The following is a 12735-nucleotide window of genomic DNA, read 5'->3' as shown; positions in this document are numbered from 1 at the left end:
TCTAGGCTCTTGACCAAAGCCCCGCGATATCGGACACCGCCCGGATGGTTCCTGAAGAACGACTAGAACAGATTACCCAGAGGTTTCAGTACCTCGAGGCGGCGATGGCCGATGGCGCGGCGGGCGGCGATATCGCGCGGCTGGCCAAGGAATATTCCGACCTGAGACCGGTGGTGGAACAGATCGCCGCCTGGCGTCAGATCCTCGCTGATCTGGGTGAGGCTGAAGCGATGCTCTCGGACCCCGACATGAAGGAACTGGCCGAAGAAGAGCTGCCGCTGCTGCGTGAAAAGCTGCCCGAGGCCGAACACGCGCTGCAACTGGCGCTGCTGCCGCGCGACGAGGCTGACGCGCGTGCCGCGATGCTGGAAATCCGCCCCGGCACTGGCGGGGACGAAGCGGCTTTGTTCGCGGGGGATCTGTTGCGCATGTATCAGCGCTACTCTGAATCGCGCGGCTGGAAATTCGAGATTGTCGAGGAACAGGCCACAGAACTGGGCGGCATCAAGGATGTCGTGGTGCATATCAAGGGCGAGAATGTCTTTGCCCGGATGAAATACGAATCCGGTGTGCATAGGGTCCAACGGGTGCCCAGCACCGAAAGCGGCGGGCGCATCCATACGTCGGCGGCCACCGTGGCGGTGCTGCCCGAGGCCGAGGATGTGGATGTTCAGATCGACGCGAATGATCTGCGGATCGACACGATGCGCAGCTCGGGGGCAGGGGGGCAGCACGTGAACACCACCGATTCCGCGGTGCGGATCACCCATATCCCCAGCGGCATTGTGGTCACCAGCTCTGAAAAATCCCAGCATCGCAACCGCGAGATCGCGATGCAGGTGCTCAAGACCCGGCTTTATGATCTGGAACGGCAGCGGATCGACAGCGAGCGCTCAGCCGATCGTGCCAGCCAGGTCGGCTCGGGCGATCGCTCGGAACGCATCCGCACTTACAATTTCCCGCAGGGCCGCATGACCGATCACCGGATCAACCTGACACTCTACAAGCTGGATCAGGTGGTGCAGGGCGATCTGGACGAGGTGATCGACGCGCTGACCGCCGATGATCAGGCCCGGCTGCTGGCCGAGATGGGCCAATGAGCACGGCCCAGACAGCCGCCCAGGCGATGGTTGCGGCCACAGCGCGGCTGCGAGCCGCAGGCGTTCCCGACCCGGCCCGCGATGCGCGCGTGCTGCTGGCCCATGCCGCCCGGATCGAGGCCAGCCGCGTCACGCTGATCGCGCCCGAAGACCTCGCCCCGGAAATTGCCGAGCGCTACGACCATCTGATCGCTCTGCGTGCCATCCGGGTGCCGGTCTCGCATCTGTTGGGCGAGCGGGAATTCTATGGCCGCCGCTTCAAGCTGAGCCGTGATGTGCTGGACCCACGCCCCGAGACTGAAACCCTGATCGAAGTGGCGCTGTCGCTGCCCTTTGAGCGGGTGCTGGATCTGGGTGTGGGCTCGGGTTGTATTCTGGTGACTCTGCTTGCCGAACGCCCCAGCGCCACCGGGATCGGCGTTGATCTGAGCGAAGCCGCCTGTCTGCAGGCCAGCGCCAATGCGGTGTTGCACCGGGTCGAGGATCGCGCCGATATCTGCCGCTCGGACTGGTTCGGCGCGGTCGAGGGCAAGTACGACCTGATCGTCGCCAACCCACCATACATTGCGCTCGACGAGATGCCCGGCCTCGCCGCCGAAGTGCGCGAGCATGAGCCGGAAATGGCACTGACCGATGGCAGCGACGGGCTTGAGGCCTATCGCCGGATCGCCGCTTCGGCGTGCGATTTTCTGCACCCGCAGGGCCGCCTGATCCTGGAGATCGGGTCGACGCAGGCAGAGGCGGTCAGCGCGCTGGTGCAAGCCGCGGGGCTGGCGCAGGTGCAGGTGATCCGCGACCTGTCCGGCCATGACCGCGTCATTCTGGCGCAGAATCCCGCATGAACCCGTCTCTCTTCAGCGTCAATTGGCCATATGCTTTGCAAAATGCCGTTTTTTTCGGTCTGCCCTCTTGTTTGTGGCGACAGGACGTGTTTACTCAGACGTGTCGCAGCGGATGAGGCATTAGGCTCGCCCGCGACATTAAGCCCAAAAAGTCGATACCCGGCGTATGTGGTCGCATGAAGCGGAGAACAGGGTGATCGACATTCGAAAGACAAGGCTGACTAAAACAAAATGAGATCGTCCAAATCCCGTTCGCGGTCGAAGAACAACCGTAACCGGCCCTCTGGTGGCAACGTCGTCAATCGCGTGTTTGACAGCTCCGGCCCCGAAGGCAAGGTGCGCGGTACACCGCAACAGATCATTGACAAGTACAACCAGCTGGCTCGCGACGCGCAGCTTGCGAATGATCGCGTCGCCACCGAGAATTTTCAGCAGCATGCGGAACACTACCTGCGTCTGCTAAGCGAGGCGCAGCGCGAAATGGATGCGCGGCGCGAAGAGCAGGAACGCCAGAACCGCGAACGTCAGGCCGAACGCGACCGGGAACGTGCCGAGCGTCAGGAACGCGAATCGGCGACACCCGCGCCCGCAGCGCCTGCGTCTGATCCGGCCGAAGCGCCACAGCCCGATGTTCTGGATATTGCAGGTGATGACGAGAGCAGCGAAAGCGGTCTGGTCGAAACGCCGGAAAGCAAGCCCAAGAAACCGGCGCGCCGGCCCCGCGCCCGCAAGCCGAAAGCCACCGACAGCACCGATGCCACTCCCGCCGCCGATTCCGGCGACGCACCCGAAGCGGCAGAATAACGGTCAGGCAAACGACATTGGACGCCCGCACGGTGGGCGTTCTGTTCGTCTCGTGCTCCCGGTCACAATGGGATCAGGACAGGAAAAATGCAGCCAGCGCGCCGGTCACCCCGAATGCGCAGGCAAAGATCACCAATTCAAGGACGGGAAAGATCGCCCCGGTGTCGTCGGGTTTGCGCGTAGACGCGCCGCGCGCTGCCGAAAATGGGTTGTTTGGGTGATGAATGGTTTTCAAAACGGGCCTCACACACACAGAAACTGACCAACAGGTCTGTGAGCCTAGCCGATCAGCGCCGTTTGGACTGTGATTTTGTTCACTCCGCTGGATTTGACTTCCCAAAACCCGGATTTGCTGAACAATGGATAGCCTGCAGGGTTCATTGTTTCGATCGTGACACCAAAACAATTGGATTGGTGTGTTCTTTCCGCCTGTGCGGCGCCGCTCAAGCCTCAGATATCTGGCGGGCCAGGCTGCAGAATGCCTCAAGCGAGACCTGTTCGGCGCGCTCGGTGGGCTTGATTCCCGCCGCCAGCAGGCGGTCTTCGATATCGGGGCTAACGCCCTTAAGCGCGGCACGCAGCATTTTGCGGCGCTGGTTGAAGGCGGCGGCGACCACGCGGCTCAGCACTTTTGCATCGGCCGGATAGCGCGGCGCGGGCAGGGCGGTCAGGTGGACCACCGCGCTCGAGACTTTCGGCGGCGGGGTGAAAGCGCCGGGCGGCAGCGATAGCACGATCCGCGCCTCGGCGCGCCATTGGGCAAGAATGGCAAGCCGCCCATAAGCCTTGCTGCCGGGCTGGGCCACGATGCGTTCGGCCACTTCGCGCTGGAACATCAGCGTCAGGCTCTGCCAGAAGGGTGGCCAGTCGCTGGGTGTCAGCCAGCGCACCAGCAATTCGGTGCCGATATTATAGGGCAGGTTGGCCGCGACCCGAATCGGCGGTGTCAGATGGGCCAGCGGATCGATCTCGAGCGCGTCGCCATTGAGGATGTCCAGCCGTCCGGGATAGGCGGCGGCGATCTCTTGCAGCGCGGGAATGCAGCGCGTGTCCTTTTCCACCGCCAGCACCCGGCGCGCGCCCTCAGACAGCAGGCCGCGTGTCAGGCCACCGGGACCGGGGCCGATCTCAAGCACGTCACATTGCGACAGGTCCCCCGCTTGCCGGGCGATCTTGGCGGTCAGGTTCAAATCCAGCAGAAAGTTCTGGCCCAGCGATTTGCGCGCTGACAGTTGATGACTCGCGATGACCTCGCGCAGCGGGGGCAGGGTGTCGATGGCGCTCATTGCGGGCCTTGGCGTGTCTGGGCCATGCGCTGCGCCAATTTCAGCGCCTCGATCAGGCTGGCGGGATTGGCGATGCCTTTCCCGGCGATGTCGAAGGCGGTGCCGTGATCGGGCGAGGTGCGCAGGAAGGGCAGACCGAGGGTGACATTCACGCCCCGGTCGAAATCCAGCGTCTTGATCGGGATCAGGGCCTGATCGTGATACATCGCGATGGCGGCGTCATAGCGCGCCCGAGCGGCGGCGTGAAACATCGTATCGGCCGGATGCGGGCCGGTGACGCGCAGACCTTCGTCCTGCATCTGCGCGATCAGCGGCGCGATCCAGTCCAGTTCCTCGGTCCCCATCGCGCCGCCTTCGCCCGCATGCGGGTTGAGACCGGCGATGGCGATCCTCGGCTGCGCGATGGCGAACTGATCCTTCAGCCCCTGCGCGGTGATCGTGACAGTGTCACGCAGCAGGCCGGGGGTCAGGGCCGTGGGCACCTGCGAAAGCGGGATGTGGATCGTGGCCGGGACCACGCGAAGCGCCTCGCTGGCCAGCATCATCACCACCCGGTCGACCCCGCCGAGGGCGGCCAGAAACTCGGTATGGCCGGGATAGGCGAACCCGGCGCCGTCGATCAATGCCTTCTTGTGGATTGGTGCGGTACACAGCACCGAGGCATGCCCCGAGCGGACCAGATCAACACCGGTCTCAATGGCCGAGATGACGCCTTTGGCGTTGCGCGGGTCGGGCTGGCCGGGGATGGCGTCGCCCGCAAAGGACAGCGGCAGAACCGGCAGAGCGGAGGCCGAGATCGCCCCGGCGGTGGCCGGGTCGGCGACGGTCACCACAGGCGCACCGGCAGGCAGGTGGCGCGGATCGCCGATCCAGACAAAGGGGCAGGTGTCGCGCAGGGCTTGCCATGCGCTCAACGCGATCTCCGGGCCGATCCCGGCCGGTTCGCCGCAACTGAGCGCGATCGGCAGTCTGCTCATTGCTCGACGATCACCGCGTCGGCGCGCAGCTGTGCCAGCAGGCTGGCGGCAAAGGCGTTCAGGCGCTGTTCGGTCAGGGCGCGGGCCACATCCTCGCGCGAGGCATCATCGCCCAGATCGCGGGTCCGGCTGCACAGCATGAGCAGCACCAGCGTCTGTCCGTTGTTGCGCGTCAGCGTGGTCGAAACCTCGTCCGGGTCGAGCTTGGCCAGTTCCAGCGCGATATCCTTGGGGATTTCCGAGGGCTTTGCGTTCTTGCGGTCCAGCACGGTTTCGGGCTGGCCCTTGGCGATGCCATAAAGATCATCACAAGTGTCGATCCGTTCCGCGATTTCGGCTGCCTTCGACAGTGCCTCGGGCGTGCGGCCGCCGGGAATGAAATAGGTGGCATAGTCGATCGTTGCGTAGCGCGGGGTGCCGGCTGCGACCTCCTGAATGCCGCGCATCTGGAACAGGGCGATGGCGTTGGGAAGCGGGATCGGAGACGTAATCTCGCCCGGCGCCAGAGCAAGGATCGCAGGCTGAAGAGCCGGTGGGATCTGGGTGATCGGCAACCAGTCAAGGCGACCGCCATTGGTGCGGGTGTCCGATGCCGAATATTGCGCCGCGGCGGCTGAAAAGGCGTCATAGCCTTCAACCCGCGAAATCTCCGCCGCCAGGGCTTCTGCCTGGGCAAGGGTTTGCGGCGTAATCGGAATGATCACCTCGGACATCAGCACCCGCAGCCCACCGCTGCCACCAGCCTGACCCAGGGCGCGGTCGATCTCCTGCTGAGTGGGGCGGGCCTGTGACAGGTAGCGCGCCTGAACATAGTCGCGCCAGGCCAGTTGGTTGCGGACGAAATCGCGCAGCGTTTCCTGCGAGATACCGGCATCGTTCAGCGCTTTGACGAACTCTTCGCCGGTCATGTCGGCCCGGTTGGCAAAGTCGTCGATCGCAACTTGCACGTCCTCGGGCGCCACCTCCATTCCGGCTTCGCTGATCACCTGCTGCCGCAGGCGGTCGTCGATCAGCGCTTCGCGCGCGTCTTTCTCGGGATCGCCGGGCAGGTTGAGGATGTCCATGAACTTGATGCGCTGCTCAAGTTCGAATGTTGTGATGATCTCCTGATTGACGCGGATCGCGGGCGAGAACAGGCCCTGCGCCTGTGCCGCACCCTGCGTCAGGATCACGCTCAGCGCCAGGCCCGTGCCAAGCGCAAGAGGTCTTGTCAGCCGTGTCAGGATTTTCTGCATGATCGCCTGTATTCTTTGCTTGCGCCTTCGACGGCAAACCCGTCCAGTGAAAGCGAGATTCCGAAATCCGTGGAAGGTTCCACGCTGGTTGAGGATGTATAGCGGCGGCTCAGGGAAATGTTAATGGTCAGGCATTCGTTCTTGTAGATCGCGCCGATCCCGGTCCGCACCGCGCGCGAGTCCTGAATGTCATAGCGCAGATCCGCCAGTGCCCGCCAGTTCGGATCGACCTGATAGCCGCCATCGAACCAGACCTCGGACACCGCCATGTCGCGGTCTTCCTGTTCGTCGCGACCCAGCCAGAGATAGGTGCTGCTGAAGTTCAGCCGATCGCTGAACCAGTCCGCCCGCACCTCGGCCTTGTCGAAATTGAGTTCCCCGCTCAGGATTCCGCGCGTGGTCAGGGCCAGACCATTATTCATGCGGATCTGCCCGGCCAGCAGGATATCCGACGATTTGCCCTGCAGCCCTGACGTCTTGGTGAAGTTCGGGTTCGCGTCTTGCCGGAACACCTGACCGATTGTGGCATAGGCCTGCCAGCCGGCCGGATCGTAGCGGGCCCAGTTCAAGCCATAGACGAAGGTTGCGCCATCCTCGCGCACATCCGGTGCCGGAAAGCGCGACAGGCGCAGCAGGTCGCCCTGGTCGAACTCGACGAAGCCGCTTTCGTCATTGGGAACGTCCGAGTTGGTCACATGGGTCCAGCCCAGCTGCGCAATCGGCTCGAGATATTGCGTGGCCCCCGCCGCCTCGCGCCGGGTCATCGGATAGCGCAAGGTAAGGGCGGCGCGGGGTGTCGCGCGCAGGATGCTGTCGGGATAGGTGTCATCGTCGCTAATCTGGAACCCGTCCACCGACGTGCCCAGATGCAACTCGGTGCGCAGCCCCGAGCCCAGAATCCAGTGGCGGTCCCAGCCCGCGTCCGCCGTTGCGCGGGCCAGGTCGCGTCCGACCACATTCTGGTCTGAATCAAGGCGGTGGGCATGCCCCTCGAAGCTCAGGCGGAATTCGCCACCTATCAAACTGGGAAAATAGCGCCGTTGATAGTCGAGGTCGAAGACCTGCGAGGCTGTTTCATCGTCCACCTCGTCATCTCGTAGCGACTTGTAGTGGATAAACCGGGCCAGAAATGCCTCATCGCGGGTGGCACGCTCCAGCGCGATCTGGCTGCGCAGGCGGTCGAAATCGGGCAGGCCGTAATCCAGCAGATAGCCGTCATCGGACACGGTTTTCAGATCGAAGCTGAGGCGATAGCCGTTTTTCAGCGCAAAGGTCCCGTCGGCAAAGAGATAGCCCCGGTCTTCGCCCTTCAGGATGTCGTCGCGGGTATAGGCGCCGTTGATGTTGATGCGGCCGCGCCGGAACGCCTGCCGATAGCGGAAACCCAGCGTCTTGGTCTTTGACGACAGGTAGGGCGTCAGTGTCAGATCGCGGTGATCGCCAATCTTGAAGAAATAGGGCACCTGCACCCCGACGCCCAATTGCGAGGTAGACCGGATCGACGGCACCAGAAACCCGTTTGCGCGTTTCAGGGTCGGGTCGGGCAGGCGCAGCGCCGGAAAATAGAATATCGGCACATCCAGAACCCGGAACTGCGCGCCTTCGAAATAAAGCTGCCGCTCGGCCTCGTCATGGGTCACTTTCTGCGCCCGGATCTGCCAGAGCGGCGGGCGGCCATCCTCGCAGACATGGCACGAGGTCACCGCGGTCTTGTAAAGCTGCGTATAGCGGCCTCCGACGCGGGTCATCTGCAGCGAGGCCAGTTGCACCTGCTGTTCGAACACCATGCGGGCACCGCGCAGCAGACCGTTCTGCAGCCCCTGATCCATCTCGGCGGCATCGGCCAGAATGGTGATCTCGCCGCCCTGATCGATGCGGATCGGGCCTTCGATGGACAAGGTGCCGCTTTCTCGGTCAAAGGTGATCTTTTGCGCTCGCAGGCGCACCTCACCCTGATAGGCCTCGACATTGCCTTCGGCGATCAGCTGGCGCTCCGGCGTGATGAAGACCTGGTCGGCAACCAGCAGCGCGGGGGTCTGGTCCTGCGTTTCGGACCCGGGCGCCAGGGAGGTGCTCTGCGCCTGCGCAGCGGGGGCAGCGGCCAGGCAGGCGAGCAACAGGGCAAGGGGCAGTCGGGTCATTATCCGTCCTCTGCATGCAGCAGCAGACCCAGCGCCAGCATGATTGCGGCGGCTGGCGGGGCCCAGGCGGCCAGTGCCGCGGGAATCTGCCCGTTTTCACCCAGCACCTGGGCGAAGTTGCGAATGAAGTAGAGCGTGAAGCCCAGCAGCACCGAGGCCAGAACCGCGACGCCGGTGCCGCCAAAGCGCGTGTGCCGCATGGTGAAGGCGGCACCGATCAGGACCATCGAAATCAGGAAAAGCGGCCGGGCAAGTTCGACCTGGAACCAAACCTCGTGCCGTTTGGTCGAGAACCCGGCGTCGCGCAACTGTCGGATCATCTCGGGCAGATCGTAGATCGAGATGCTCTGTCGCCGTCCGATACTGTCGCGGATGCGTTCTTCGGTCAGGGTTGTGCCGATCTCGAGCGTTTCATGCAAAACGGCGTTGGATTCGGGGTTGAGCCCCGGGGTCAGCGGCCAGACTTTGGCGTTGCGCAGAATCCATTCCTCACCGACCAGTTGGGCCGTTTCAGCGTCGATCTGCCGCAGCGGTCCGCCGTCGGGGGCATAGGACAGGATGGTCACGCCAAGCAAGGTGCGGCTGTCCTCTTCGAAACCGGTTGCGTGGATGACGGACTGGCCCCGATCGTCGCCCTGACGCAGCCACAGGCCCTCACCGCTCAGCGACAGAACAGAGGGACCGCCATTGCGATAGGTGTCGCCCAGAATCCGCACCCGTTCGGAGGTCGCCGCCACCATCGGGTTGAGGGTTGAAACGGCAAGCCCACCGATACAGGCCGCAACCAGCACCGGCGCGACCAGCACCCGCAGCCCCGACCGCCCGGTCGCGCGTGTCACCACCAGTTCGGAACTGCGCGCCAGACCGACAAACAGAACGATGGTCGACAGGATCATCAGCAAGGGCAGGATCTCGCTGATCGCGGCGGGGACGCTCAACAGGGTCAGGGTGAGTATCTGGCCGAAGCCAACTCCGTCACCTTCGAAACGTCGCAGCTGTTCGATCAGGTCGATCAGCAGGATAAGCGTCACGAAGACCATGCCGATCACCACGAATCCCTGCACGAAGCGGCGGGCGAAATAGCGGTCCAGAATCATGTTGGCTGGCCTCCGCCTTGGCGCGATCCACGCAGGATGACCGAGAGCGGCCGCGAACCGAATTGCAGGAACAGGCAGGCAATGGCGATCCCCAGCACGGTGGGCAGATAGATCAGCGGCCAGAGGCTGGCATCCTGCAGCACTGCATCCGACACCACCCCGCGCAGCACCTCAAGACACACAAGGATCAGAAACGCCAACAGCGCCTGCTGCCACACGCCGAATCGCGAAAACCCGCCCAGCATCAGCGTGGCGTAGCCGATCATGGTTACTGCGATGCACACCAGCGCCCGGGCAAAGCGCAGATGCAACTCTTCGGCGATCTTGCCGGGGCTGAGCCCGTCCTTGTCCTCGATCCCTGCGGGATCGCGAATCATCTCGGTCGTCGGGATGGCGCGGATGCTGCGGCGCTGGTCCTCGCTGCGGCGGATCAGGCTGGTGATGTCATAGGAGAAATCGGAGAATGCGGTCGAGGACAGAGTATTGCCCGCGCGGTCGCGCCGCAACGCCAGCCCGTCGACCATGATCAGATTGGCACTGTCGCCGTCGCGCACCAGAAACGCCTTGGCCCCGGTGTAGATGGTGCTTTCCGCCGGATCGCGGCGATCGGACAGGAACACGTCGTTCAGCGTGCCGTCCGGGTCGATCTGCCGGATATAGAAGGTGACGCCATCGGCGGGATGCAGGAAGCTGCCCTCGGTCAGCAGGCGCGCGGTGACATTGCGGGCCACCTCGGATTGGCGCATCTCAAGCTGCTTGACCGAGGACGGTAGCAGCAGATGGGTCAGCAGGCTCATCATCAGGGCGGTCACCACGCCAAAGGCGATGGCGGGCCGTGCCAGCCGCCACGGGCCGGAGCCGGTGGCCTGCATCACCGTCAGCTCGCTGTCATTCTTGAGCCGGTTGGTGACATAGACCGCCGCCGCGAAGGCCGCCAGCGGCAGCACCATGCGGATCAGGTTGGGCAGGGCAAGGGCGGTGAACTCCAGGAACACCAGCGCCGACTGGCCGTCGCTGATCAGCTTGTCGAACAGCGATACCGCCCGGTTGATCCAGAAGACGGCAACCAGAATCAGGGCGAAAAACCCGAAGAAGAGCAGAAATTGCGACAGCACATATCTGTCGTATCGTGTCACTGCGGTCCCCTCGATCCTGCCAATCGTTTCTTTTCGCGCGACATTAGATCAAATGGAGCGCCGGGAAAACTGCTATCTGGTCAAGGGGGGGGCATCGCGTTACCTCTTGGGGCAAATGACACCAAGGAGCCGCAGATGAGCAGCCTGATCCCGATCCGTTTCCAGCCCACCGATCTCGACACCATCGCCGGGGCCACGGGCCGGGTTGTCATAATCGTACCACCCGAGGGCAAGCTGGACCCGGCGGCACGGCGCGCCAACCGGCTGACCAAGGGGGCGGTGGCGCGTCTGGTAGACAGCGAGAAATTCGAAAAAGCCAAACCCGGGCAAGTGATCACGCTGGCCTGGCCCGCTGGCATGGCTGCCGAGGCGCTGGATGTGCTGGTCCTGCCGCGCCGACCGTCGGTGGTCGAGGCGCGCAAGGCTGGCGCCGCACTTGCCAAGGCCAAAGGCGCTGCGGTGATGCAGCTTATGGCGGGCGGCCAGAACAAGGCCGAGGAACTGGCGCTTGGCATCGCCCTGCGCGGCTACAGCTTTGACGCGCACAAGACCGCTGACAGCGACGAGCGGGGCGAGGTGGTGATCGCGCACACCAAATCCGACGAGGTTGCCGAGGCCGCAGAATCGCTGCTGGCGGTGGCCGAGGGCGTGCACATGACCCGCGATCTGGTCAACGAACCCGCCAATGTGCTGACCACCACGGAATTCGCCAACCGTGTCAGCGCGTTGTGCGAACTGGGCGTCGAGGTCGAGATTCTTGACGAGGACAAGCTGGCCGAGTTGGGCATGCGCACGCTGCTGAGCGTCGGGCAGGGCTCGGACAGCCCGTCGAAAGTGGCGGTGATGCAGTGGAAAGGCGGCGCTGAGGGCGACGCGCCGCTGGCGCTGGTCGGCAAGGGCGTGGTCTTTGACACTGGCGGCATCTCGCTGAAACCGGCGGGTGGCATGGAAGACATGACCATGGATATGGGCGGCGCGGGCGTGGTCGCGGGCACCATGAAGGCGCTGGCCCTGCGCAAGGCCAAGGCCAATGTGGTCGGCCTGATCGGTCTGGTGGAAAACATGCCCTCGGGTAATGCCACGCGACCCGGCGACGTGGTGACCTCGATGAAAGGTGACACGGTCGAGATCATCAACACCGACGCCGAGGGCCGCCTCGTGCTGTGCGACGTGATGTGGTACGCGCAGGAGCGGTTCAAACCGGCGGGCATGATCGATCTGGCCACGCTGACCGGCGCGGTCATCATCGGGCTGGGGCATGAGAATGCCGGGGTGTTTTCGAACAATGACGAGTTGTGCAATGGCTTCCTCAAATCGGCGGGCGCCGAGGATGAGGGCGCCTGGCGGTTGCCGCTGGGCAAGGCCTATGACGACCAGCTGAAATCCCGGATCGCCGACATGAAGAACGTGGGCGGCCGCCCGGCGGGCTCGATCACCGCCGCGCAGTTTCTGGCCCGGTTCGTGAAAGAGGAAACGCCATGGATTCACCTCGACATCGCCGGGGTCGCCTCAGTCAAGGCTGAGACCTCTTATGCTCCCAAGGGCGCGACCGGCTGGGGGGTGATGGCGCTCAACCGTCTGGTGCAGGACAAGTTCGAGCAGGGCTGAGATGGGGGCCGCCTATTTCTACCACCTGACCCGGCACCCGCTGGAACAGACCCTGCCGGTGCTGCTGGACAAGGCGCGCGGCGCGGGCTGGCGGGTTGCGGTGCGGGGGACGGATGCGGGGCGGCTCGACTGGCTGGACGAAAGGCTGTGGCTGGGGCCGGAAGAGGGGTTTCTGCCGCATGGCCGCGCAGGCGGGCCGCATGACGCTGCCCAGCCCATCCTGCTGACCGACAGCGCCGAGGCGGCAAATGATCCGGCCTGCGTCATGGCGATCGACGGGGCTGAGGTCACGCCCGAGGAAATCGCGGCACTGGACCGGGTCTGCATCCTGTTCGACGGCAACGATCCCGAGGCGACGGACCGGGCGCGAGGGCAGTGGAAATTCCTGACCAGCGCGGGTTGCGCCGCCCAATACTGGTCCGAGGAATCGGGCCGCTGGGAGAAGAAGGCTGAGAGCGCAGGTTAGTTGGTTCTGCGAGCAGTTTTCAGGGTAGTTAGATGTCTGCTCA

The 12735-nt window shown here is 64.0% G+C and carries 11 protein-coding genes; 5 read left to right on the top strand and 6 right to left on the bottom strand.

Features of this window, described 5'->3' with window-relative positions; all coding sequences use genetic code 11:
- Positions 1-44: 44 nt before the first annotated feature.
- From prfA to M3P21_RS05470, 3 genes are all read left to right on the top strand, one after another.
- A complete protein-coding gene (gene prfA / locus M3P21_RS05480; RefSeq protein WP_249707535.1) occupies positions 45-1100 on the top strand; it encodes a peptide chain release factor 1 in 1056 nt (351 codons plus the stop codon).
- Entirely contained in the window at positions 1097-1942 is an 846-nt protein-coding gene (prmC, locus tag M3P21_RS05475; RefSeq protein ID WP_249707533.1) for a peptide chain release factor N(5)-glutamine methyltransferase, read from the top strand. Before prfA ends, prmC begins: the two co-directional genes overlap by 4 nt.
- A 231-nt stretch (positions 1943-2173) precedes the next feature.
- Positions 2174-2746 (top strand): DUF4167 domain-containing protein, encoded by a 573-nt coding sequence (locus M3P21_RS05470; protein ID WP_249707531.1) that lies wholly within the window; start codon positions 2174-2176, stop codon positions 2744-2746.
- A gap of 443 nt (positions 2747-3189) precedes the next feature.
- On the opposite strand, the gene rsmA is transcribed toward M3P21_RS05470, so the two are convergent.
- From rsmA to lptF, 6 genes are read right to left on the bottom strand one after another with little or no spacing between them, the layout of a single operon-like run.
- A complete protein-coding gene (gene rsmA, locus M3P21_RS05465; RefSeq protein ID WP_249707529.1) occupies positions 3190-4032 on the bottom strand; it encodes a 16S rRNA (adenine(1518)-N(6)/adenine(1519)-N(6))-dimethyltransferase RsmA in 843 nt (280 codons plus the stop codon).
- A complete protein-coding gene (pdxA, locus tag M3P21_RS05460) occupies positions 4029-5009 on the bottom strand; it encodes a 4-hydroxythreonine-4-phosphate dehydrogenase PdxA (protein ID WP_249707527.1) in 981 nt (326 codons plus the stop codon). The genes rsmA and pdxA overlap by 4 nt, the downstream gene beginning before the upstream one ends.
- On the bottom strand, positions 5006-6244 hold the full coding sequence (locus M3P21_RS05455) for a peptidylprolyl isomerase (protein WP_249707525.1): 1239 nt from the start codon (positions 6242-6244) through the stop codon (positions 5006-5008). The genes pdxA and M3P21_RS05455 overlap by 4 nt, the downstream gene beginning before the upstream one ends.
- Entirely contained in the window at positions 6229-8385 is a 2157-nt protein-coding gene (locus M3P21_RS05450; RefSeq protein WP_249707523.1) for an LPS-assembly protein LptD, read from the bottom strand. Before M3P21_RS05450 ends, M3P21_RS05455 begins: the two co-directional genes overlap by 16 nt.
- Entirely contained in the window at positions 8385-9482 is a 1098-nt protein-coding gene (gene lptG, locus M3P21_RS05445) for an LPS export ABC transporter permease LptG (protein WP_249707521.1), read from the bottom strand. The genes M3P21_RS05450 and lptG overlap by 1 nt, the downstream gene beginning before the upstream one ends.
- Positions 9479-10618: an LPS export ABC transporter permease LptF gene (lptF, locus tag M3P21_RS05440; RefSeq protein WP_249707519.1), complete on the bottom strand. Its 1140-nt coding sequence runs from the start codon at positions 10616-10618 to the stop codon at positions 9479-9481. The genes lptG and lptF overlap by 4 nt, the downstream gene beginning before the upstream one ends.
- 135 nt (positions 10619-10753) lie before the next feature.
- Here lptF and M3P21_RS05435 point away from each other — a divergent pair, with 135 nt between their 5' ends.
- Both M3P21_RS05435 and M3P21_RS05430 read left to right on the top strand, forming a co-directional pair.
- Positions 10754-12226 (top strand): leucyl aminopeptidase, encoded by a 1473-nt coding sequence (locus M3P21_RS05435; RefSeq protein ID WP_249707517.1) that lies wholly within the window; start codon positions 10754-10756, stop codon positions 12224-12226.
- A 1-nt stretch (position 12227) separates the two neighbouring features.
- Positions 12228-12692, top strand: a complete 465-nt coding sequence (locus M3P21_RS05430) for a DNA polymerase III subunit chi (RefSeq protein ID WP_249707515.1) — start codon at positions 12228-12230, stop codon at positions 12690-12692.
- The last annotated feature ends 43 nt before the right edge of the window (positions 12693-12735 follow it).

Source organism: Ruegeria spongiae, assembly GCF_023502395.1.
In the GTDB taxonomy this organism is placed as follows: domain Bacteria; phylum Pseudomonadota; class Alphaproteobacteria; order Rhodobacterales; family Rhodobacteraceae; genus Ruegeria_C; species Ruegeria_C spongiae.
This window is presented reverse-complemented; position numbering and strand designations above follow the sequence as displayed.